The organism is Nonomuraea sp. NPDC002799, assembly GCF_053592075.1.
In genome coordinates, this window is record NZ_JBSFVA010000002.1 from 450,493 (window position 1) to 471,392 (window position 20,900).

The following is a 20,900-nucleotide window of genomic DNA, read 5'->3' on the forward strand; positions in this document are numbered from 1 at the left end:
CACGTTCGTGCGATGTAGCCCGCCGTTTCCGCTGACACGGTGTCTTCACCGTCTCCCACCGGGGGAGGCCGACATTGTGGGTGGACGCGGATGGCTGTCTGGTTCGTCACCGGCGCGACACGGGGCATCGGGCACCGTGTCGCCCGCGAAGCGCTGCGGCGAGGACACCGGGTGGTCGCCACCGGCCGCGATCTGCCGGCGGTGACCGCCGCCTTCGCCGGAGCCGCCGGCGAGGTGCTCCCCTTGGGGCTGGACGTGTTGCGGCCGGAGGCGCCGGCGGCGGCCGTCGAGGGGTCGATGCGCCGATTCGGCCGCATCGACGTGCTCGTCCACGATGCCGCCAGAACCGTCCGCATGCCCTTGGAGGAGACGACCGACGCGCAGGCGCGGGCCCTCTTCGACGTCAACGTCGTCGGCCTGCTCGCCGTGAGCCGCGCCGTGCTGCCGGTCCTGAAGGCGCAGCAGACCGGGCAGATCATCGTGGTGGGCTCGGCCGCCGGCTTTTCGGCTCCGCCGGGGGCGGGCCTGTACGGCGCGTCCATGGCGGCCGTCGAGGCGCTGTGCGAGACGCTCCGCGCTGAACTGGCCGAGGTCGGCGTCAGCGTGACCGTCGTCGAACTCGGCCGCTACCCCACCCTGCCGCCGGTCTTCGATCGCGGCCCGCTCCCGCCGGGCGATCCGCGCAAGGCGGCCGCCGCGATCGTCGACCTCCTGACCGCCGGCGATCCTCCGCTGCGGCTGCAGCTCGGCGCCGACGCCGTCACCCACGTCGAAGCCAAGCTGGAGCACGTGGCCCAGGAGCTCGACCAGTGGCGGCCGGTCTCGCTCAGCACGGCCGCCGACCATGACCTACCTGGGCAGAACGGTCACCGGCCGCCGGAGAGCACGTGATGCCAGGCTGCCATCCCGCCGCCGGCCGGCCACGTGCCGAACAGCGTCATTGATCAAAGAATCGCACGGGTGCCGTCGCTGATCGGAGTGCAGCATGAACGCGCGTGAAACGGAAGCCGGTGCCGCGGCACAGTTCGGGCGGTACCGGCTGCGCGGACGCCAGTCCGAGATCGCCAGTCTGCGGGCCCACCTGGCCGCGCTGCCCCGCGGCAGGGGTGCGACGGTGCTCATCCAGGGCAGCCCCGGCATCGGCAAGACCCGCATGCTCACCGAGGCGCGGCACATGGCCGAGGAGACGGGACTGCGCGTCATAGATGGCGGAGGAGACCCGGACGGGCAGACCATTCCCTTCGGGGCGCTGCTCGGGGCTCTGCACGCCAGCCCCGACCGGATTCTCCCGGTCGATGCGGTCCAGACCGGTTCGGCGATCTCCGCGACCCGCTACTGGTTGTTGCAGGAGCTGCACGAGCACCTGGAACGCGCTGCGCTGACCGCACCCCTGGTGATCGCCATCGACGATCTCCAATGGTGCGACGAGGGCACCCTGCTGGCCCTGCGAACCCTGCCGCAGCGCCTGTCCATGCATCCCATCGCCTGGATTCTCGCCGCACGAACCGGGCCGCTCACTCCTGACGTACGCGCCACGATCTCCGCGCTGAACCTGGCGAGCGGCCATCTGCTCACCTTGGCCCCGCTGTCGGGCGAGGCGGTCGCGGCGATGACCGGCGACCTGCTGGCGGCCACTCCCGAACCCGCCATCCTGCGGCTGGCGCAGCAGGCGGAGGGACGCCCGCTGCTGCTCACCGAGCTGATCAACGGCGTGCTCGACGAAGGTGCGGTCACCGTCACCGACGGCGTCGCCCGGCTGACCCGGCGGCAACTGCCCCCGCGCTTCCACGCCTCCGTTCAGCACCGGCTGGAGCAGGTCTCCCCGCTGGCCAAGAAGGCCGCGCAGATCGCGTCGGTGCTGGGCCGGACCGTCTCCATCGACCAGCTCGCCGAGCTCACCGGAGAGTCCGCCGTCACACTGCTGGAGCCGCTGGAGGAACTGCTGTCGGCCGACCTCCTGACCGAGAGCGACGGCACGCTGGTGTTCAGCCACAACCTGATCCGCGAGGCCATCCAGGCGGCCCTGCCCGCGACGCTCCGCAAGGCGCTCCGCCGCCAGGCCGTCGACCTGCGGCTCGATCGGGGCATCCCGGTCGCGCAGATCGCCGCCGACCTCGCGGAGACGGCCGAGCCCGGCGACGGCACCGCCATCGCACTGCTTCGCCAGGCCGCCCGCGACCTGGCGATCACCGCGCCGTCGGCCGCCGTGGAGATGAGCCGGCGCGCGATCGAACTGTCCGCCCTCGACCCGCTGCGGCAGGCCGGCCTCATCGCCGAGGCCTTGCCGCTGTTCACCCAGACAGGCCGCGCCCATGAAGCCCTCGCACTGGCCGAGACCGCGTTGCGCCGGCCCCTGCCGGTCGATGTCGAGGCGGGCATCAGGCTGGGCCTGGCGCTCGTGGCCAACCAGCATTCCTGCACCGAGGCCGTACGTCAGAGCCGCGCCGGAGTCGCGTTGCCCGGCCTGCCGCCCCGCATCCGTGCCCAGCTGACGGCCATGCTGGCCTTCAACCTCGCCCTCATCGACGCCGATGAGATCATCGAGGCCGAAAGCCTGCTCCCGGCCGCGCTGGCCGCGGCGGATCAGGCGGCCGACCAGGCTTCGCGTGCCACGGTGCTGAGCGTGGGCTCGATCATCGCCGACCATCGGCTCGACGTCCGCCGTGCGCTCGACCTTGCCGACCAGGCGGTGGCCGCGTCGCGCGACGCCCGCCACACCGACGTGCTGTGGCTGCCCGGAGTCTGGAAAGCCCTCCTGCTCAGCAGACTGGGGCGCGTGGCGGAGGCGCTGGCCGAAGCGGACGACGGCCTGCGAAAGGCCCGGCATCACGGACAGGCCAACCTGCTGCGGCTGTGGGGCACGGCGCGCTGCCGGATCTATCTGGACGCGGGCCGCCTCGGCGACGCCCGAGCCGAGGCCGCAGCGATCCTGGTCATGTCCGACGAATTCGGTCCAGGCGACCTCGATGACTTCACGGCCCGATACGTGCTCGGCCGCGTCGCCCTGCACACCGGCGACCCGCAGGAACTGGCGCGCGGCCGCGAATTCGCCGCCGCCATCATGGGGGTCGAGGCCGGGCAGATCCGGCGGGCGGGAGCGTGGCTGGCCGCACAGGCCGCCGCCGACGGCGGCGACCACCTCCGGGCCATGGAGCTGACCGCCGAGGCCGCCGCTTCCTACCATCGGCCGGCCTCGTCGCTGTCCAGCCCCGCCGACCCGGCCGACGAGCCCGTCCTCGTCCGGATGGCGCTGCGTGCGGGAGACAGCGCCCGCGCGACCCTGGTCACCGAGTTCGCCGAGACCCGTCACCGCCGCAACCCTGGCATCCCCATCTACGCGGCCACGGCCATGCACGCCCGTGCCCTTGTGGACGGCGACGCCGGCCTGCTGGCCCGAGCTGTCGAGCTGTATCAGGACATCCCCCGGCCGCTGGTGCTGGCGAGCGCCTTGGAGGACACCGGTACGGTCCCCTGTCTGGACGCCGCACTGCGGCTCTACGAGCAGTCGGGGGCCGAGTGCGACGCGGCCCGCGTGCGTGATCGTCTCAAAAGTATGGGCGAGCGCCGATCGCGGGCCGTCTCCAGCGGGCCGGCCGAGGGCTGGGACAGCCTCACCGTCTCCGAACTGCAGATCGTCCGGCTGGTCGCGGGCGGCGCCACCAACAAGCAGGCCGCCGACCGGCTCTTCCTGTCCCCGCACACGGTCAGCACGCATCTGTGGCATGCCTTCACCAAGCTCGGGATCAGCTCACGTGTCGAGCTCACCCGGCTCGTCCTCGTCCACGACGGTCCCTGACCACCTCAGCGGCTTGCTCGGCGAGGTTCGAGCGGCAGGCGAACGGGGCAGGGTGGCGGTGTCACAGATCGGGGCGCTGTCTGGTCTGAGCTGGTACACGGCCGGATCCGTACCGGCCACCCTTTCGCGAAGGAAGCCTCATGAGCAGCGATCACACGCACGCCCTGGAGAACCCCGACAAGAGCGGGCCGCCGCCGAAGATCGAGGTGGTCGCCACCGTGCCGGGAGCGCCGCCCGCGCCCGCAGGGGCCGAGGCGATGACGATCCTGATCACGTTGCCGCCGAACAGCCCTGGCGCGCCGCCGCACCGGCACTCCGGGCCCGCGTACGGGTTCGTGATCAAAGGGGCCATCGACTTCGAGCTCGAAGGCGACCCCGTACGGGTCGTCCGGGCCGGTGAGGCGTTCTGGGAGCCCGGTGGGGACGTGATCCACTACCGGGACGGCAACCACCTCGCCGAGGAGGAGTCGGCGTTCGTGGTGACGATGTTCTGCGCGCCCGGCCAGCCGATGCTGACCCCGGTCAGCGCGGAAGAGCTGGAAGCCCGGCGAGACCGCCGGGCGCCGCAGTCATGATCAGGGTTTCGCTGACCGCGCTCGTGGACGATCTGCTCACGCTGGCCCGTGCGGCGGACAGCGGTCGCAGTGCCACCACCGTCCATGGCGGACACGATCGGTCGTTGCGGCAGACCGTGATGGCGTTACGGCAGGGCGAGCACATCCATGAACCCGATCATCCTGGCGAGGTCACGGTGCACGTGCTGCACGGGCGGGTGCGGCTGGTCGCCGGGCCTGAGTCGTGGGACGGGCTGCCCGGCGACCTGCTGGTCATGCCCGAACGCCGGCACCGCGTGGAGGCCGTGGAGGACTGCGCGTTCCTGTTCAGCACCGCACGGTGAAAGCGGAGGGGCGGGAGGTCGTGACTTATCGGCGGGCCGGGATGATCGCCACGGGGCAGGTGGCGTGGTGCAGGACGGCCTGGCTGACCGAGCCGTGCAGCAGCGCGCTGAGCTCGTGGCGACGGTGAGATCCGACGACGAGCAGAGACGCCTGTGACGTGGCCTGCGTCAGCGCCTTGCCCGGATGGCCGGTGAGCGTTTCCTGGTCGATCGTGACCGAGGGAAAGCGCTCCTGCCACCGGGCCAGGTCGCGTTCGGACAAGGGCGGGCGATGCGAACGGGCTGAGCCCTCCGCACCGACATGCGCCAGCATCAGGGGGTTCGAGGTCTGGGCCGCGTGTTCGAACGCGAAGCGGAGGAGGGCGTCGCTCTCGCCAAGGTCCGCGATGCCGGCCATGACGGGCCCGCGTGGCGTGACGGCCTCGCCTGGCTTGACGGCCTCGCCTGGCTTGACGGGCCCGCGTGGTGTGACGGGTCCGCGCACGACGACGACAGGGCAGGCGGACTCGGTCCCCAGCCGGGCGCCCACCGAGCTCAGGAGCAGGCCGCCTACTTCGCCGAGCCCGCGGCTGCCCACCACGAGGAGCTCCGCTTGATGAGAGTGGTGCAGCAGGGCGGCGACGGGCTCGCTCTCCGGCAGGCCGGTGGTCACCTCGATCTCCGGCGCGACCTCCCGCGCGCGGGCCAGTGCGGTGACCAGGACGTGTTCGGCGGCGTGACGGAGGCCGCCTTCGGGCGGCGCTCCCGGCGCCGGCCCGAGGGGTGCTCCGAGGAGAGGCCAGATGAAGGCGTGCAGGATGTGCAGCGGCCGCCGCCGGCGTCCGGCCTCCCGGGCGGCCCACTCCACAGCCCGCAGGCTGTCCTCGGAGTCGTCCACGCCTACGACTATGGGGCTCATCGTGGTCGTCCTTTCGTCAGCGGTAGGCGGTGTTCCCCTGTGCCGGTCATTCGACGAGCTTGCCGGTGGTCGAGACCTCGCGCATCAGCGCCGCGATCTCGGCGGGAATCGGGGAGATGGCCTCCCGCCGCACCGATCCGGGACCGGACCACACGAGGTTGACCTGCAGTGCGGGGTCGAGCTCGGGGTAGTCGGAGCGGTTGTGGCAGCCGCGGGTCTCCCGGCGTTCGAGTGCGGTCTCGACCGTCGCACGTGCGGCGAGCGTCGCGGACTTCAGGTCGAAGGCGTGCGCCAGGTCCTGGAAGCCGGCGAGGTCCGGATGTACGCCCAGGTCGTCGATGCGCGCCTCCACGGCGGCGAGCCGGTCAAGGCCCTTCAGCAGGCCGCTCTCGTCGCGTACCACGCCGGCGTGCTCCGTCATGAGGTCGCGGAGCGCTCTCTGGAGCGTCCGCACGTTCTCGGGACCGTCGGCGGCGAGGAGCTCGTCGACCTCCGCCCGCGCCGCGTCGAGCGCCTCGGCCGAACGGCGCTGGGCGCCGAGGCCCGCGGAGTACCCGGCCGCCGCCTGCCCGGCGATGCGGCCGTAGACCAGGAGCTCGATGAGGGAGTTGCCGCCGAGGCGGTTGGCGCCGTGCAGGCCGCTGGCCGCCTCCCCGATCGCGTACAGGCCGTCGACCCCGGTGCCGTGGTCCTCGGGCCGCACCCAGACGCCGCCCATCGAGTAATGCGCGGTCGGTGCGATCTCGATCGGCTTCCTGGTGATGTCGAGCATCTGCAGCTCCAGAAGCGTCTGGTAGACGCGGGGCAGGCGCGTCATGATCGTCTCGCGCGGCAGATGCGACACATCCAGCCAGACGCCGCCATTCGGGGTTCCGCGGCCTTCCTGAATCTCCGTGTAGGCGGCCAGGGCGACACGATCTCGCGTGGACAACTCCATGCGCTGCGCGTCGTACCGCGTCATGAACCGTTCGCCGAGCTGGTTGCGCAGGATGCCGCCCTCTCCCCGGGCCGCCTCGGAGACGAGGGTGCCGGCCGCGTTCTCGGGTGCGATGAGACCGGACGGGTGGAACTGCACCAGCTCGGGATCACGGATGCGGCAGCCGGCCAGGACCGCGAGGCGGAAGGAGTCGCCGGTGTTCTCGTCTCTCCGTGAGGAGGTGCGCCGCCAGATCCGGGTGTGGCCGCCGGCGGCCAGGAGCACCGCATCGGCATGGATGACGTAGCGGCTGCCGTCGGTCAGGTCGAACCCGTACGCGCCGAAGACGGCGTTGTCGCGGACGAGGATGCGGGTGACGTACACGGTGTCGAGGACGGGGACCTCAAGCTGGGACGCCCGGTTGATCAGGGTGCGCTGGATCTCCAGCCCGGTGTAGTCGCCGGCGAAGGCGGTGCGCCGGTAGGTGTGGGCCCCGAAGAACCGTTGCGAGATCCGCCCGTCCGCCTCGCGCGCGAACGGCATCCCGAAGCGCTCAAGGTCCTCGATGCCCCGCGCCGCCCCCTCGGTGACGATGCGCACCGTGCGGGGATCGGCGAGCAGGTAACTCTCCTTGAGGGTGTCCGCCGCGTGTTGCCGCCAGTCGTCCTCGGGGTCCATCGTGGCCAGCGCCGCGTTGATGCCGCCCGCCGCGAGTGCGGTGTGCGCGTCCGCCTTCGGCCGCTTGCCCACCGCGAGGACGTCGACCCCCCGCTCGGCGAGCTCGATCGCGGCCCGCAGCCCGGCTCCTCCTGTGCCGATGACCAGGACTGACGTGGCGATCCGGTGTTCTGGCGAATGCATGATGCTCCTTTGACCAGGTCGGCGAAAGCGCTTGCGCGAAGAAGACCGGGTAGCGGCGTGCGTTGTGCATCCGTGCCTGTGCGCACGGTCGCCGGGGATCAGGCGGTGGCCAGCCGCCGGCGGGCACGGAGCCGGCGGCGCTCGGCCGGAGTGGTGCCGCCCCACATGCCGTCCGGTTCGCCGGTGCGCAGGGCCCAGTCGAGGCAGGCCGCCTGGACGGGGCAGGTCTGGCAGATGCGCCGTACCTGCTCTTCGCGTTGACCGGGATGGTCGTCCCACGTGATCGGGAAGAACAGGCCGGGGTCCGCGTCCTGGCAGGCCGCGCGGGCGGTCCAGCGCAGCGGGGACGGGGGCTCTCGGTCCTGACGAAGCTGATGAACGGTCATGATCTCCACCTCGTGAACGATGGGTCGGCAGGGGTTGTGTACGGCGGTTGGTCCCAGGCTGCGGCGAGGGCCTGCTCGACCGTGCCGTACACCGGCAGGAGCGCGTGCAGCCGGACGAGCTGGAGCAGCCGGGCGGGGCCGCCACGGACCCCCGCCAGGCGCGTGCCCGCGTGGCCGGCGGCGGCCCGCCGGGCGATGGACATCAGGGCCCGCAGACCGGCGCAGTCCAGGAAGGACACCTCGGTCAGATCGAGGACCACGTGGTCGCCGGGCCGGCGGACCCGGTTGACGTAGCGGGCCAGCCGGCCGCTGGTGGCGATGTCGATCTCACCGCCGACCGCGATCAGGCTCGTGCCGGGAAGGCGGCGATGCCTCAGGGTCAGCGCCGTGCCGGCGGCTCTCGCGGGATCGGCCGGTAGTTCGAGTCGCAGGGAGGCGGCCATGGGCGCACCGTGAACCTTTCGTGTCGGCGTCCGTTGCCCGGATCTCGGGATGCGGCCGGGGAGCCGAGGACCCCGGCCTCAGGAGGCACGGAAGATCCCGTCCGGGTCGTAGCGGTTCCAGAGGCGGCGGACGCGCTCACCGGTGACGCCGGGGTAGATCCGCGCGAAGGCGTCCGGGCGGGGGTGGCTCTCGGAGCCGATGCGGGCTCCGTCGAACCGACCGGCCAGCGGCTCCCAGGCCGTGTCGGGTTCCGTTGCGAACGCCGAGGCGATGACCAGCGTGTTCTGATGCCGGTGCGGGTACGCGGTCGCGCCGGCGGGCACGTCGTTGACCGCCCCGCCCACGGAGCGCAACTCGACCGAGGGGTGATGAGGCGCTGTCGCGGCCGCCATGATCGCCACCGCGTCATCCTCGGTCATGGCCGTGAGCAGGCCGCCGGCGGTGGTGCTGGGCTGCTGCCCGGGATACCGGCACGTGGTGGCGACCAGGGCGTCGTACGGAGTGAGCCGCACGTTCATGTCCAGCAGCCTGGTGCCGATCCGCAGCAGCGGTTCGACCGCGGTCCGCAGGTGACTTCCGCCCGGGTCGGCGAACACGGCGTCGATGGCCGCGACCAGGGTGGAGCCGCGGGACTGCAGGGTGACGGCGGTGGTCAGCTCGCGCGCGGCGGACGCCATGTGGTCGGCCCACTGCCGCAGCGCGCGGCCGTTCCGCTTGATCTCCACGGCGATCTGCGCGTACGCGACGTCACGCAACTCCATCGCCTCGATCTCGAACGCCACCGCGATGCCCGCCCCCGAGCCGGCACCGCGCACCGCCCACAGCAGGTCGGGTTCGTGCTCGGCGTCGGCACGCACGGTCGTTCCGTCGGCCAGGACGACGTCGGCGGCGCGGACGTGGTCGATGGCCAGTCCGTAGTCGCGGACCAGCCAGCCGACGCCGCCGCCGGTGGCCAGGCCGCCGGCGTCGACGTCGCCGTGGTCGCCGGAGCTGATCGCCAGCCCGTACGGCGCGAGCGCCTGCGCGACCGACGCCCAGCGGGCCCCGGCCTCCACCCGGACCAGCCGCGCGCGCCGGTCGAGCACCTCGACGCGGTTCATCGCCGACAGGTCGATGACCACGCCGCCGTCGTCGGAGGCACGCCCGGACAGGCGGCGCCCTCCGCTGCGCACGGTCACGGGCAGGTCCCGATCGCGGGCGAAGCGGAGCGCGGCGACCACCTCGGCGGTGCTCCCGGGAAGCAGGACGACCGCCGGCTCGGCCACCGTCGCGTACGTGGCGCACATGACGAGATACCGCGGGTCCCTGGGAGTGACGATCTTGCCTTCCAGTTCGGCTGGGGCCGTGGCCAGGTTCGGCGTCATCGCCGGCCCCGGGTCGTGGTCCGGTCGGCGTCCTGTCCGCCGGGTTCGAGGGTCAAGGGGCGTTCGTGGTCGGTCACGGTTCCAGCTTTCTGTGGCGGATCGACGGGTCCGTGGGCAGCGGCCGAGACAATGCGGTGCCCGGCTAGGCGGTGGGCCGGAACAGGGAACCGTTCTCCAGCACCGTGATCGCGGCCAGCAGGCCGCGCAGCCCCACCCGCTCGCGCTCGGTCTCGACGGGATCGACCAGCCACTCGGTGACCGGCAGGTCACGGGGGCTCTGCGAATGACACACGTCGGCCGTGGTCAGTTCGATCGCCACCACGGCCTTGAGCTCGTGCAGGAAGGCGTTCTCATTCGTGGGGCAGCTCATCCTCGATCACTCCCGCGCGTGGTCGGCGGCGTCGCGGATGACGGCGGTCACGGCGTCGGGCTGCGAGACGGCGACCGCGTGTGAGGCGCCGGCGACCTCGCGAGTGCCACGGGAGCCGGCGCGTCCGGCCATGAAGCGCAGCGCCGCGGCCGGGATGTTGAGGTCACGCTCGCCGTGGACGAACCAGGACGGGGTGGTACGCCAGGCGGGCTCGTCCGCCGTCAGGGCGTCGGTCAGCGCCCGCTCGGTCACCGGCCGCTGGGTCGCGGCCATCAGGGCGGCCTCGCCGGGGTCGAGGTCGGCGCAGAACTGGTGGTGGAACTTGTCCGTGGCGATGCGGAACTCGTTGCCGCCGGAGGCGACCGGGTAGGCCTCCAGCGCGCCGCCGAGGGTGCTGCCCTCGAACTTGCCCGACAGCAGGAACGCGTTCTCGCCGGGTTCCGGGGCGAAGGCGGCGACGTAGACCAGGGCGCGCACGGCCGGATTGCCGGCCGCGGCCTGGGTGATCACGATGCCGCCGTAGGAGTGGCCGGCCAGGACGACCGGGCGGCCGATGCCGGCGATCACGTCCCGCACGTACGCGGCGTCGCCCTCCACACCGCGCAGCGGGTTGGCCACGGCGACGGCGGTGAGCCCGTGGCCGTGCAGCCGCTGGATGACGCGGTTCCAGCTGGCCGATTCGGCGAAGGCGCCGTGGACCAGGACGATGACGGGCTGCTCGCTCATGCGCCGGCCTTTCCGGTGTTCAGGGCGGTGCTGATGACGTCGATGGCCTGGGCGGTGGCGGCGCGCGAGGCCTGGGTGTCGCGGACCGGGTTGAGCATCATGAAGTCGTGCAGGGTGCCGTTGTAGCGGACACTCGTGGTGGGGACGCCGGCCGCGATCAGCTTGCGGGCGTAGGCCTCGCCCTCGTCGCGCAGGACGTCGTTCTCGTCGACGATGACGAACGCGGGCGGCAGTCCTTCGAGGTCGTCGAGGGTGGCGCGCAGGGGTGAGGCGGTGATCTCGGCGCGTTGGGCGGGGTCGGTGGTGTAGGCGTCCCAGAACCAGGCCATGGCCTTGGCGGTCAGGTGGGGGCCGTCGGCGAACTCGCGGTAGCTGGCGGTGTCCTGGGCGGCGTCGGTGACCGGGTAGTACAGCGACTGGTGCACGAAGGTCACGTCGCCGCGCCGCTTGGCCAGGATGGTCAGCGCGGCGGTCATGTTCCCGCCGACCGAGTCGCCCGCCACCGCCAGCCGGGAGGCGTCCAGCCCTTCTTGCGCGCCGTGCCGGGTGATCCACTGCGCGGTCGCGTACGCCTGCTCGATCGCCACCGGATAGCGGGCCTCGGGCGAGCGGTCGTACTCCACGAACACCAGCGCCGCTCCCGTGCCCGCGGCCAGCTCGCGCACCAGCCGGTCATGGGTGCCGGCGTCGCCCAGCACCCAGCCGCCGCCGTGGACGTACAGGACGGCCGGGAGCGGGCCGGACGAGGCGGCCGGTTTGACGATCCGCACCCGCACGTCACCGACCGCGGCCGGCACGATGATCCACTTTTCGTCCACGTCCGGCTTGGCGACCGGGGCGGCCTGCAGGTCGTCCAGCACCTTGCGGGCGCCGTCGTAACCCAGTTCGTACAGGAAGGGGGGCTTGGAGGTCGCCTCGGCGAACTGCTGTGCCGCCGGCTCCAGGGTGGGGTTGCTCATGCGAAATGCTCCTTTTCGGCGTGTTTCTCCGTTTGGCTCGCCCCTCTTGGACCGGGCGGCCCCCCGGATCTGTGACACCGGATATCGAGAGACGGGAGTTGTCACGAACACGCGCGATGGCCGGTCTTAGAAGCGAGCCGCGCAGAGCGTCCGGCAAGACGAGAGCGGGGCCGAGGACCGGGTGCGGGAGACGTGGCTGCGATGGACCCGTCAGCGCCGGGCTTCGGCCCGCTCGTTCGTTACTGGGTCTGGTCGGTCGGGCGGATGAGGATCTCGTTGACCGCGACGTGCTGCGGCTGGGTGACCGCGTACACGACAGCGGTGGCGATGTCCTCAGGTCGCAGGGTGCGCATGGCGGCGGCGATCTTCTGCGCGGCGGCCTGCATCATCGGGTCGGTGATGTGGTCGGTCAGTTCGGTCGTGACGAAGCCGGGCTCGACGACCACGACCCGCACACCCCGGGCGGTGACCTCCTGCCGCAGCGACTCGGAGAAGGCGGTGATGCCGAACTTCGTCGCGGCGTAGACGCCGTTGCCGGCGGAGGCGATGCGCCCCGAGGTCGAGGAGACCTGCACGACGACGCCCTGACGTTCCAGCAGGTGCGGCAGCGCCGCGTGGACCATGTACATCGACCCGAGCAGGTTGGTCTCGACCATGCGCGTCCATTCCGTGGTGTCCGCACCCCCGATCAGGCCGGCGAGCATCACCCCGGCGTTGTTCACCAGGACGTCCAGAGCGCCGAAGCGCTCCACGGTCGCCGCGACCGCGGCCCGCACCGACTCCTGGTCGGTCACGTCCAGGTCGAGGGCCAGCACCTCGCCGGGCGCCTTGCGCACCAGGGACGCCAGCCGGTCGGCGCGCCGGGCCCCGATCACGACGCCGGCCCCCTCCGCGGAGAGGGCCAGCGCGGTGGCCTCGCCGATGCCCGACGACGCACCGGTGACGAGGGCGACCTTGCCCTCCAACGTGTTGCTCATGTGCTTCCTCACGATTCCCTTGGGTCCGCCGGGTCACCCGGGTCACCCGGTCGCCAGCTAAGACCGGACAGCCTCCCCGCTTGTGACAGCGGCCGGACAGGCCCGGGCTGAGGTCACGTGAGTCGCTTCTGCCGATGAGCGGTGACCGGGCGGCTGACTATGCTCCTGGCATGAGCGAACCGACTCCCCAGCCTTTCCCGCCTGCGGCCCCCACCGAGGCGGAGTCCCTGCTCTCCATCCTCCAGCGCAACCGGCGAACCTTCGCTTGGAAGACGTCGGAGCTCGACGAGCAGGGTCTGCGTGCGACGACGGCCGCCAGCACGATGACGCTAGGTGGTCTCGTCAAGCATGTGGCTCTGGTCGAGGCGGACTGGCTGGCCGTGAAACTGGCCGGCCGCGAGTACGGCGCCCCTTGGGACACGGTGGACTTCGACGCCGACCCTGACTGGGAATGGCGCACCGGGGCGCTCGACTCTCCGGAAGAGGTCTACGCAGTGTGGCAAGCCGCGGTCGAGCGGTCGCGCGAGATCGTGGCCGAGGTCGTCAAGGAGCGCGGGCTCGATGGACCGGCCTCCTTCACCTGGCCGGACGGCCGCACACCCACGGTCCGCGTCATGCTCCTGGACATGATCGAGGAATACGCGCGGCACACCGGCCACGCGGACATTCTTCGTGAGGCGGTGGACGGCCGCGTGGGTGAAGGCGCGCCCGAGGACTTCGTCTTCTAGCGGGTCCTCGACCGCCAGGGGCGGCGGCGAGCAGGCGGGCCGGCTGCTGCCGGCCAGATCGTGACGGCGACCAGCAACACGCAGACGGCCGCGATCAGCGCGACCACGGCGGCCACGCCGATCCAGGGCGTCGCGAGCGGCAGCAGCAGGACGACGATGACGCATCCCAGAACCGCGGCGGGGAAGATGACGGGTTGCGCGCTGACCAGCACGTGCACCGCCCACAGCAGGGCAAGATACACACCGACCGGGACGGCGACCGCGTAGCCGAGCGCCAGCCGTGACACCGCGGCGTCGTGCCCGCCCTGCTCCACCGCCACTTCGAGCCCGGCGCCGAGGGCGGCCAGGGCGGCGAAGATGCCATAGTGGCCGTATCCCCACAGGTAGGACCGATGGCGGCGGTCACTGAGACCGTCCCCGGCCGGCCCGAGGAAGTACAACCACCAAAGGGCGAACAGCAGGACGAGGCCCGAGATGGCGATGACGACGAAGGGGCCGCTGACGTCACCCGTTTCGAGCGCTCCTTCGACTCCCCGGCTCGCGGCCAGGATGCTCTCACCGAGCAGGATGATCGTGAACAGGCCGTAGCGCTCGGCGATGTGATGCGGATGCCAGTTGGTGGCCCTGACCCGCTCCGCCCACCGTGGCACCGCGAGTTCCAGGGCGACCAGGCAGACGAAGAACGGCAGGGCGAAGGACGAGGGCAGGGCTCCCGTCTCCACGAGGACGAGCCGGACCAGCCAGCCCACCTGCAGGACGGTGATGCCGCCGGCGTAGCGGAACGCGGTGCGGCGGCTCTCCGGGTCCTCGAAACCGGCCCGCAGCCATTGGGCGACGAGCCCGGCCCGCATGATGAGGTAGCCCAGCGTGATGACCCCGTAGTCGGAGTGGGCCGTCGCGCTGGGCACGCCGGCGGCCAGCACCAGCACACCGGCCATCTGCACCACTGTCAGCAGCCGGTAGGCGACGTCGTCGGTGTCGTAGGACGAGGCGAACCAGGTGAAGTTCATCCACGCCCACCAGATCGCGAAGAACACCTGGAGGAACGGCACCAGCCCGGCCAGGCCGTGACCGCCGGCGATGCCGTGCGCGAACTGCGCGGTGACGGCCGCGACCGCGACCACGAAGGTGAGGTCGAACAGCAGCTCCAACTGGCTCGAAACGCGGTGCGGCTCATCGATGGCACGAGCGCTCATCCGGATGCGGATCCGGATCGTGGTGCCTGCTGGGGGCAAGGTCCTGCTCCTGTCGCTTCGCAACGTACGGTCCGTCTCAAAGACAGGATGACGTTCCGATTCGTGACAACACGGCCTTCACGCCGGGGGAGCGGCCCGGCGGTGCCGTGTCCGCTCGCTCATGAGCCGGCCGTCTCCTCGCGGAAGCCGATCTCCCGGTGAGTGCCGTCGCACAGCGGTTTGTTGCCGGAACGGCCACACCGGCACAGTGTCATCCGGTTGCGCGTCTCCAGCGGCCGGCCGTCCGCCCGCAGGACCGGCACGGAGCCGGTGACCCACAACGCGCCGGCCAGCCCGTTCTCCTCCTCCAGGACCGAGATGGCCTGCGGGAGGTCGGGCTCGATCGTCTCGCCGCCGCGTTCGAGCGCGTAGCTGTAGGAACCGGACGGGCAGTGATCGATGCGGCCCATGATGTTCGAGCGTACGTCGCTGTCGCCGGCGTCGGCGAGCATCGAGGCGATCGGCCTGGTGCGGCCGATGCAGAAGGCGGCGTGGATGCACAACTCGCCCACCCGCTGCGCCGAGATGCCCACACCGTCGTGCACGTGCTGCAACTCCTCGTACGGACGCATGACCGGGCCCTCGGCGCCGTCGAACCCGATCACGGCGTGGGTCCCGTCGCAGAACGGCTTGGCGCGCGAGTGGCCGCAGCGGCACAGCGCGTAGGTGCCCTCGGTCTCCAGCGGCTCGCCGGTCTTCCAGGTCAGCGCGTCGTCCTCGGGGGAGACGATCTTGCGTTTGCGCCGGAGCGGGACGCCGCCGTACACGACGTACGGGCCGTCGCGCAGGGCCACGACGCGCCGCTGGTCGCCTACGCTCCACCGCCGGCGTTCCGGCGACACGTACGCGAAGGTGGGGCCGGCCGTGCCGCCCTCGCCGTCAGGCATCGCCATCAGGGCCCGTGCCTGGGCCTTGAGCGCGTACATGGTGCCGGTGGCGACCGGGAGCAGCTTCGGGCTGCCGTTGAACGCCTGCTCCAGCAGATGCAGGATCGCGCCGTAGGTGTGGTTGAACTCGTCCTGGGCCTTACGGATCGTGCTGCCCGGGGCGGCGGGCCGGGGGTTGGGCCGCATCGGGTGTATACCGGCGGGATCGACCCAGATGCTCTCGCCGGTGGGTCCGGACTGCGGGGTGTCGCCTCGCTGGTAGCGCCGGCCGAGCTTGAGCTCCTGGAAGCGGTAGTAATGGGCGACCTCGTCGCGTTCGGGGTGGAAGACGTCCTGGTCGCCGTCCCAGACCTCGCCCCGGGCGGTGCCTTCGCCTTGCTCCACGATCTCCGCCAGCGCGCCCAGCGCGGACTCCAGGTCTTCCACCGCGAACAGTGACCCGGCGGTGTGCCGGAAGTGGCTGCCGCGTATCTGGCGGGCGGGGTCGCCGCAGAAGAGCTTCCGCTCGCCGTGCTGCTCGCACAGGTGGCGCAGTCCTTGTTCGACGGCGTGGTAGAACTGCCCGATCGTCTCGTAGCCGTCGCCCTCTGCCGGGGCGCCGGGCGGTGCGGGCCGTTCCAGGCGCAGGAACATCTCCAGGGCCTGCGGGCCGAAGGGGAGCAGCGACAACTCCAGCTCGCCGTGCGGAAGCTTGCGGGGATGCGGGGGAAGCAGCCGTGGCAGGTCGAGGCGCGGCCGGCCGCCGACGGCGTTGAGCAGGTTGGCCGCCAGCGTCAGGTGCAGCATCTCCTCGGCGAAGACGCTGCCCACCACCTGTGTCGCCTCGGGGTTGCGCTCGGGGTCGAGGGAGTACAGGGCGCACAGGTACGGCGGCAGCGTCGCGTGTTCCAGCTCGATCGCCCACTGCAGGTGCTCGCGCAGGCTGTCGATCGTGTCGATCCGTGTCTCACGCCCCATGATCGCCTGGCCTTGAGCCGTCCTCCAGCACCTCGATCGCGCCGAGCAGACCCCGCAGGCCGATCTCCTCGCGTTCGGCGTCCGCCGGATCGAACAGCCACTCGGTGACCGACAGGTCGACGACCTCCTCCGCGTGACTGGACTCGACCAGGGTCACTTCCGCCTCGACCTCGATCTCCAGTTCGTGCAGATAGTCGTTCTCGCCGCTCGGAGCGCTCATCATTCCTCCATACGTGGCTTGAGTGGTTCCCGGCCGACCACGGCCGCTCGGGGCGGTCGCGACGGCCGCCGCCACTTGCTCGGCGGCGTCGCGACCACGACGGCGGCACCCGGCTGGTGGCGGACCCCGGGCTACTTTCCGGTCGAGTTCTGGCCGATCCAGTCGCGGTAGTGGATCGTGCCGAGAGTGGCGCCGTCCTCAGGAACCAGCGACCGCTCGCTCAACTCGCTGCCGAAATAGCGCGCGTGCGGGTCGGTGACCACTTCGCGCGAGTCGCCCCAGGCGGCCAGCGCCTTACGGAAGAACTCGTCCATCCGGAGCTGATCGGGCCCGGCGATCTCGACCCGGCCGTTCAGCGGCGATCCGACCGCGGTCCTGCCGACCGCCTGGGCCACATCGTCGCCGGCGATCGGCTGGAAGAGCACGGGCGCCACGTGCACCTTGCCGTCCACCGTGGCCTCGTCGGCGATGCCCCGGGCGAACTCGAAGAACTGGGTCGAGTGCACGAGCGAGAACGGGATCCCCGACTTCTCGATCAGCCGCTCCTGAGCGATCTTCGCCGCGAAGTAGCCGTTGTCCGGCATCCGCTCCGTGCCCACGATCGACACCGCGACGTGGTGTCCCACGCCCGCCGCCGCCTCCGCCGCGAGCAGGTTGCCCGTGGAGGTCTCGAAGAAACGCAACACCGCGGCCCGCTCGAACGACGGCGAGTTCGACACGTCGATCACGACCTGCGCACCCTTCAGCACCTCGGCCAGGCCCTCGCCGGTCAGCGTGTTGACGCCGGTGTTCGGCGCCGCGGCCACCGCCTCGTGACCGTGCTCGCCCAGCTTCGTGACCAGCTTCGATCCGATCAGGCCCGTCCCGCCGATAACCACGATCTTCATCGCGACCCCTTCCGTCTGCCAGGCCACCTCGTTGCCACCCGGTCGCCGACTAAGACCGGACAGCCTCCAGGGTTGTGACAGCCGTCGCGAAATTCCTTTCAGCGCGCTGATGACGCCACGTCAGGACGGCTCCGCGCGTATCGGGGGTGGTCAGGCGAAGTAGTGGCCCTCCTTGAGATCGGCGGTCAGTGCCGGGCGGGTCGGCTGCCAGGGGAGCAGGTCGCGGGTGATCTGCGCGGAGGCGGGGCCGTCGAGCCCCCAGAAGGCGCCGAGCCAGCCGACGTACTCTCCGGCCTGTTCGGGGGTGACGGAGACCGCCGGAACGCCGAGGTGCGCGGCGAAGACCTCGGCGACCTCGCGGATCGGCACGCCCTCGTCGCCGACGGCGTGCAGGACCGATCCGGCCGGCGCTGACTCCAGCGCGAGGCGGAACAGGCGCGCGGCGTCGTCGCGGTGCACCGCCGGCCAGCGGTTGGCGCCGTCGCCGACGTAGGCGGCGGCGCCCTTGTGGCGGGCGAAGCCGATCGCGGCCGGGATGAATCCGTTGTCGCCGTCGCCGTGCGTGGCCGGCGGGAGCCGGACGACCGAGGAGCGGACGCCGCGGCCGGCGAGCGCGAGTGTGTAAGCGGCGTTGCCCAGCCGTCCCTGGGCGCCGGCGAGCGGGACTTCGCGGTCCCCGGTGCCGGCCAGCCCGTCCTGCTCGGTGGCGACGGCTCCGGGCGGGAGCCCGAGCACGCCGAGGATGCCGGAGGCGATGACGAACGGCCTGCCGGTGCCGGCGAGGGCTTCGCCGAGAGCCTCGATCGCGGCGCGGTCGGCGTCGCTGGCACCGGCGAAGTCGCCGGAGAAGGCGAGGTCGTGCTTGAACGCGAGGTGGATGACGCCATCGGCGGAGGCGGCGGCCTCATGCAGGATGGCGAGGTCGTCGAGCGATCCTGGCAGGGGCTCGGCGCCCGCGGCGCGCAGGGCCTGGGCCGCCGCTTCGGAGCGGGCGAGCCCGATGACCTCGTGGCCGGCGGCGGTCAGCTCGGGGACGAGCCCGCGGCCGACCCAGCCCGACGCTCCGGTGACGAAAACACGCATGGGGACCTCCAAAACCTGGGCGGCCGCCGGGCTGGTACGCGGCCCGTCGCGTCGGCTGCCATTTCTAGTACGATCGTGATAGGAATTATTGTTAGTACAGTCGTTCTGGAAATGTCAAGGTGAGACGGGGCCCTGGAGGCAGCGATGGCAGGACGGCCCGTAGACCATCAGCGACGGGCCGACCTGCTCGACGCGGTGGTCGACTACACGGTCGAGCATGGTTTCTCGGACCTGTCGTGGCGGCCGGTCGCCGCCGCACTCGGAGTCTCGGCCACCACGCTGGTGCATCATTTCGGCGCCAAGGAGCAGATGCTGGAGGCCATCCTCGGGCGGCTGCGGGAGCGCGTCTTCGAAGCCACCAGCGACGCGCTGGGCGGGCAGCCCGACCTGGCGACGGCGGCGCGGACCGTCTGGACGCGGACCTCCAGCCCGCGACGGGAGCCGGAGTTCCGGCTGTTCTTCGCGGTCTACGGACGCGCTCTGCAGGCGCCGCAGCAGTTCGCGGAGTTCCTGGAGCATGTCGTGGCCGACTGGATGAGAGCCCTGACCGACGCGCAGGGACCAGGCACCGACCCGGCGACGGCGGCGCGCACGGCCACCCTGGTGATCGCGACGATCCGCGGGCTGCTGCTGGACCTGCTCGCCACCGGCGACCGGGACCGCGTCCAGGCCGCCGCCGAAAGTTTCCTCGCCACCCTCGAACCTGAGAGCTAGCTGCCGAGGCGCTCCTCCCAGTCGAGATAACGGATCATGTCGTCGCGGTCGCGTTCGAGCACCCTGGCGCGCCGAGCGAGCAGTTCGACCTCTTCCTTGGCCTCGGCCAGGGGCACGTCGGCGCCATCGAGACCGTCCTCGGTCGGCCCTCCAGCCGCGATCCAGCCGTTGAGGCCACCCTTGAGGATCGCGACGTCCCGATAGCCCAGGTCCAGCAGCGTCCGGGCGGCGAGCGCCGAGCGGAGCTCCCGATCGGAAACGACGACAACGCTGGTCCCGGTCTGTGCGTAGGCGCCGATCCGGCGTTCTAGGTCGCCCCGCGGCAGCCATACCGACCCGGGTATGTGGCTCAGCGCGTATTCGCTGCTTCGCCGCACGTCGACCAGCACGCCGACGTTCGCCCGCAGCCGGTCATGATCGATCGTGCGGACGCCGGGGCCGGTGAACGTGAGGTCGTCCAGGTAGGCGTGCGGGCCGCCGGCGACGACGGCGCCGGTTTCGGCCCACCGGTCAAGGCCGCCGGCCAGCCAGGCGACCCGGTGGTAGCCGATGCGCGACAGCAGGCCGGCGCCGATCCTGGCGCGGGTCTCGTCGTTGGAGTAACACACGAGCACGGCGTCACGCACGGCGACCTGCTCCTCAAGCGCGTTGACGAGCAGCCCCGCAGGGCAGGACAGAGCGCCCGGGAGGTGGCCCGCGGCGTACTCCTCGGCCAGGCGCACGTCGATGACGTAGCAAGCCTGCCCGGCCTCGGCCATGGCGGCGACCTCGGAAGCCTGGATCGGGGCGGCGTCGGTGTCACTGACGAAGGAGCTCGCGAACGCGGCGGCTCTCTCCGGCCCTGCGGGGTCGGCGACCGGGGCGATCCACGGCCTCGGCTCGGTTTCGAGTTCGCGACCCGACAACACCCACGCCATCGTTCCGTTGCGCAGCGCGAAGACGTTGTCGAAGCCGGCCTGCTTCAGCAGGTATGCGCCGACGATGCTCCGCGTCCGACCGGCACAGTGGAGGACGATGGGTGCGGCATGGTCGATGCCGGCGGCGAAGAGGCTGGGGACCAGTTCTTCGGCGGGGACGTGGTGGGCGCCGGGAACGTGGCCTTTCAGATATTCGCCGGCGGTGCGGAGGTCAAAGAGCAGCGGCTTCCCGCTGTCGGCGAGTCCGGCCACCTCATCGATGCCGAGCTGCTGGACCTGGTCGGTGCTCGACAACTTTTCGGCGAACGTCTTGCCGGTGACACTGACTCCGTAGAGCGGCGTGTGTCCCGCTTCCGTCCAGCGGCGGAGCCCGCCTTCGAGGATGGTGACGTCGCGGTGGCCCAGACGCCGGCAGGTCAGCGCGGCCAGGCCGCTTCGATGCTCGTCGTTCGAGTACAGCACCAGCGGGGTGTCCTGCCACGGCACCAGCCGGGGCAGGTGGATCTCGATCAGGCCACGGGGGAGTGGGCAACTGCCGGGGATCTTGCCGAGCGCGTACTCGCCACGCTCGCGCACGTCGAAGAGCGCATGAGGCCGGCTTTCCGCACGCCACCGCTCGATCTCGGCAAAGGTGACAGTCGTCATGGTGCGGTTCCTGTCGTGTCGGTGTCTGCGGC

General features: G+C 71.5%; 21 protein-coding genes. 6 read left to right on the forward strand and 15 right to left on the reverse strand.

The window, feature by feature from the left end; translation table 11 throughout:
• Positions 1-90 precede the first annotated feature (90 nt).
• The 4 genes from ACWD0F_RS05895 to ACWD0F_RS05910 all read left to right on the forward strand — a co-directional run bounded on the left by ACWD0F_RS05895 (position 91) and on the right by ACWD0F_RS05910 (position 4,694).
• A complete protein-coding gene (locus tag ACWD0F_RS05895) occupies positions 91-891 on the forward strand; it encodes an SDR family NAD(P)-dependent oxidoreductase (protein ID WP_449872774.1) in 801 nt (266 codons plus the stop codon).
• A gap of 94 nt (positions 892-985) precedes the next feature.
• Entirely contained in the window at positions 986-3,796 is a 2,811-nt protein-coding gene (locus ACWD0F_RS05900) for a helix-turn-helix transcriptional regulator (RefSeq protein ID WP_449872775.1), read from the forward strand.
• Between the two features lie 140 nt (positions 3,797-3,936).
• Positions 3,937-4,371 (forward strand): cupin domain-containing protein, encoded by a 435-nt coding sequence (locus ACWD0F_RS05905; protein WP_449872776.1) that lies wholly within the window; start codon positions 3,937-3,939, stop codon positions 4,369-4,371.
• On the forward strand, positions 4,368-4,694 hold the full coding sequence (locus ACWD0F_RS05910; RefSeq protein ID WP_449872777.1) for a LuxR family transcriptional regulator: 327 nt from the start codon (positions 4,368-4,370) through the stop codon (positions 4,692-4,694). The genes ACWD0F_RS05905 and ACWD0F_RS05910 overlap by 4 nt, the downstream gene beginning before the upstream one ends.
• Before the next feature lie 25 nt (positions 4,695-4,719).
• Here ACWD0F_RS05910 and ACWD0F_RS05915 read toward each other — a convergent pair whose 3' ends face one another.
• The 9 genes from ACWD0F_RS05915 to ACWD0F_RS05955 all read right to left on the reverse strand — a co-directional run bounded on the left by ACWD0F_RS05915 (position 4,720) and on the right by ACWD0F_RS05955 (position 12,595).
• Entirely contained in the window at positions 4,720-5,592 is an 873-nt protein-coding gene (locus ACWD0F_RS05915; RefSeq protein ID WP_449872778.1) for a universal stress protein, read from the reverse strand.
• 46 nt (positions 5,593-5,638) lie between these two features.
• On the reverse strand, positions 5,639-7,369 hold the full coding sequence (locus ACWD0F_RS05920; protein WP_449872779.1) for an L-aspartate oxidase: 1,731 nt from the start codon (positions 7,367-7,369) through the stop codon (positions 5,639-5,641).
• A gap of 98 nt (positions 7,370-7,467) precedes the next feature.
• A complete protein-coding gene (locus ACWD0F_RS05925; RefSeq protein ID WP_449872780.1) occupies positions 7,468-7,755 on the reverse strand; it encodes a WhiB family transcriptional regulator in 288 nt (95 codons plus the stop codon).
• Positions 7,752-8,198 carry an STAS domain-containing protein gene (locus ACWD0F_RS05930; RefSeq protein WP_449872781.1) on the reverse strand — a complete coding sequence of 149 codons (447 nt, stop codon included), beginning with the start codon at positions 8,196-8,198 and terminating at the stop codon, positions 7,752-7,754. The genes ACWD0F_RS05925 and ACWD0F_RS05930 overlap by 4 nt, the downstream gene beginning before the upstream one ends.
• 78 nt (positions 8,199-8,276) lie before the next feature.
• Positions 8,277-9,563 (reverse strand): FAD-binding oxidoreductase, encoded by a 1,287-nt coding sequence (locus ACWD0F_RS05935; protein ID WP_449872782.1) that lies wholly within the window; start codon positions 9,561-9,563, stop codon positions 8,277-8,279.
• 142 nt (positions 9,564-9,705) lie between these two features.
• Positions 9,706-9,933: a hypothetical protein gene (locus ACWD0F_RS05940; RefSeq protein WP_449872783.1), complete on the reverse strand. Its 228-nt coding sequence runs from the start codon at positions 9,931-9,933 to the stop codon at positions 9,706-9,708.
• A 6-nt stretch (positions 9,934-9,939) separates the two neighbouring features.
• A complete protein-coding gene (locus tag ACWD0F_RS05945) occupies positions 9,940-10,659 on the reverse strand; it encodes an alpha/beta fold hydrolase (protein WP_449872784.1) in 720 nt (239 codons plus the stop codon).
• Positions 10,656-11,618: an alpha/beta hydrolase gene (locus ACWD0F_RS05950; RefSeq protein ID WP_449872785.1), complete on the reverse strand. Its 963-nt coding sequence runs from the start codon at positions 11,616-11,618 to the stop codon at positions 10,656-10,658. Before ACWD0F_RS05950 ends, ACWD0F_RS05945 begins: the two co-directional genes overlap by 4 nt.
• A 239-nt stretch (positions 11,619-11,857) precedes the next feature.
• Positions 11,858-12,595, reverse strand: a complete 738-nt coding sequence (locus ACWD0F_RS05955) for an SDR family NAD(P)-dependent oxidoreductase (protein ID WP_449872786.1) — start codon at positions 12,593-12,595, stop codon at positions 11,858-11,860.
• 170 nt (positions 12,596-12,765) lie between these two features.
• Here ACWD0F_RS05955 and ACWD0F_RS05960 point away from each other — a divergent pair, with 170 nt between their 5' ends.
• Positions 12,766-13,323, forward strand: a complete 558-nt coding sequence (locus ACWD0F_RS05960; protein ID WP_449872787.1) for a DinB family protein — start codon at positions 12,766-12,768, stop codon at positions 13,321-13,323.
• Here ACWD0F_RS05960 and ACWD0F_RS05965 read toward each other — a convergent pair.
• The 5 genes from ACWD0F_RS05965 to ACWD0F_RS05985 all read right to left on the reverse strand — a co-directional run bounded on the left by ACWD0F_RS05965 (position 13,320) and on the right by ACWD0F_RS05985 (position 18,592).
• Positions 13,320-14,558, reverse strand: coding sequence for a low temperature requirement protein A (locus tag ACWD0F_RS05965; protein ID WP_449872788.1), 1,239 nt, complete (start codon positions 14,556-14,558; stop codon positions 13,320-13,322). The two genes, ACWD0F_RS05960 and ACWD0F_RS05965, sit on opposite strands and share 4 nt — an antisense overlap.
• A gap of 119 nt (positions 14,559-14,677) precedes the next feature.
• A complete protein-coding gene (locus ACWD0F_RS05970) occupies positions 14,678-16,402 on the reverse strand; it encodes a ferritin-like domain-containing protein (protein WP_449872789.1) in 1,725 nt (574 codons plus the stop codon).
• Positions 16,392-16,622, reverse strand: a complete 231-nt coding sequence (locus ACWD0F_RS05975) for a hypothetical protein (RefSeq protein ID WP_449872790.1) — start codon at positions 16,620-16,622, stop codon at positions 16,392-16,394. Before ACWD0F_RS05975 ends, ACWD0F_RS05970 begins: the two co-directional genes overlap by 11 nt.
• A gap of 131 nt (positions 16,623-16,753) precedes the next feature.
• A complete protein-coding gene (locus ACWD0F_RS05980) occupies positions 16,754-17,509 on the reverse strand; it encodes an SDR family oxidoreductase (protein ID WP_449872791.1) in 756 nt (251 codons plus the stop codon).
• Positions 17,510-17,659: 150 nt separating this feature from the next.
• The gene (locus ACWD0F_RS05985; protein ID WP_449872792.1) at positions 17,660-18,592 is read right to left on the reverse strand and encodes an SDR family oxidoreductase; all 933 of its coding nucleotides are present in this window, start codon (positions 18,590-18,592) and stop codon (positions 17,660-17,662) included.
• Between the two features lie 144 nt (positions 18,593-18,736).
• Between ACWD0F_RS05985 and ACWD0F_RS05990 the strand changes: the two genes are divergently transcribed.
• Positions 18,737-19,306, forward strand: coding sequence for a TetR/AcrR family transcriptional regulator (locus ACWD0F_RS05990; RefSeq protein WP_449872793.1), 570 nt, complete (start codon positions 18,737-18,739; stop codon positions 19,304-19,306).
• Here the strand turns inward: ACWD0F_RS05990 and ACWD0F_RS05995 are convergent.
• Positions 19,303-20,868 (reverse strand): rhodanese-like domain-containing protein, encoded by a 1,566-nt coding sequence (locus tag ACWD0F_RS05995; protein WP_449872794.1) that lies wholly within the window; start codon positions 20,866-20,868, stop codon positions 19,303-19,305. The genes ACWD0F_RS05990 and ACWD0F_RS05995 overlap by 4 nt on opposite strands.
• Positions 20,869-20,900 lie beyond the last annotated feature (32 nt).

Bases quoted from the DNA above. Each gene is read 5' to 3' on its own strand.
- ACWD0F_RS05895 (WP_449872774.1), top strand. From the start codon at position 91: ATGGCTGTCTGGTTCGTCACCGGCGCGACACGGGGCATCGGGCACCGT.
- ACWD0F_RS05900 (WP_449872775.1), top strand. From the start codon at position 986: ATGAACGCGCGTGAAACGGAAGCCGGTGCCGCGGCACAGTTCGGGCGG.
- ACWD0F_RS05905 (WP_449872776.1), top strand. From the start codon at position 3,937: ATGAGCAGCGATCACACGCACGCCCTGGAGAACCCCGACAAGAGCGGG.
- ACWD0F_RS05910 (WP_449872777.1), top strand. From the start codon at position 4,368: ATGATCAGGGTTTCGCTGACCGCGCTCGTGGACGATCTGCTCACGCTG.
- ACWD0F_RS05915 (WP_449872778.1), bottom strand. From the start codon at position 5,592: ATGAGCCCCATAGTCGTAGGCGTGGACGACTCCGAGGACAGCCTGCGG.
- ACWD0F_RS05920 (WP_449872779.1), bottom strand. From the start codon at position 7,369: ATGCATTCGCCAGAACACCGGATCGCCACGTCAGTCCTGGTCATCGGC.
- ACWD0F_RS05925 (WP_449872780.1), bottom strand. From the start codon at position 7,755: ATGACCGTTCATCAGCTTCGTCAGGACCGAGAGCCCCCGTCCCCGCTG.
- ACWD0F_RS05930 (WP_449872781.1), bottom strand. From the start codon at position 8,198: ATGGCCGCCTCCCTGCGACTCGAACTACCGGCCGATCCCGCGAGAGCC.
- ACWD0F_RS05935 (WP_449872782.1), bottom strand. From the start codon at position 9,563: ATGACGCCGAACCTGGCCACGGCCCCAGCCGAACTGGAAGGCAAGATC.
- ACWD0F_RS05940 (WP_449872783.1), bottom strand. From the start codon at position 9,933: ATGAGCTGCCCCACGAATGAGAACGCCTTCCTGCACGAGCTCAAGGCC.
- ACWD0F_RS05945 (WP_449872784.1), bottom strand. From the start codon at position 10,659: ATGAGCGAGCAGCCCGTCATCGTCCTGGTCCACGGCGCCTTCGCCGAA.
- ACWD0F_RS05950 (WP_449872785.1), bottom strand. From the start codon at position 11,618: ATGAGCAACCCCACCCTGGAGCCGGCGGCACAGCAGTTCGCCGAGGCG.
- ACWD0F_RS05955 (WP_449872786.1), bottom strand. From the start codon at position 12,595: ATGAGCAACACGTTGGAGGGCAAGGTCGCCCTCGTCACCGGTGCGTCG.
- ACWD0F_RS05960 (WP_449872787.1), top strand. From the start codon at position 12,766: ATGAGCGAACCGACTCCCCAGCCTTTCCCGCCTGCGGCCCCCACCGAG.
- ACWD0F_RS05970 (WP_449872789.1), bottom strand. From the start codon at position 16,402: ATGGGGCGTGAGACACGGATCGACACGATCGACAGCCTGCGCGAGCAC.
- ACWD0F_RS05975 (WP_449872790.1), bottom strand. From the start codon at position 16,622: ATGAGCGCTCCGAGCGGCGAGAACGACTATCTGCACGAACTGGAGATC.
- ACWD0F_RS05980 (WP_449872791.1), bottom strand. From the start codon at position 17,509: ATGAAGATCGTGGTTATCGGCGGGACGGGCCTGATCGGATCGAAGCTG.
- ACWD0F_RS05985 (WP_449872792.1), bottom strand. From the start codon at position 18,592: ATGCGTGTTTTCGTCACCGGAGCGTCGGGCTGGGTCGGCCGCGGGCTC.
- ACWD0F_RS05990 (WP_449872793.1), top strand. From the start codon at position 18,737: ATGGCAGGACGGCCCGTAGACCATCAGCGACGGGCCGACCTGCTCGAC.
- ACWD0F_RS05995 (WP_449872794.1), bottom strand. From the start codon at position 20,868: ATGACGACTGTCACCTTTGCCGAGATCGAGCGGTGGCGTGCGGAAAGC.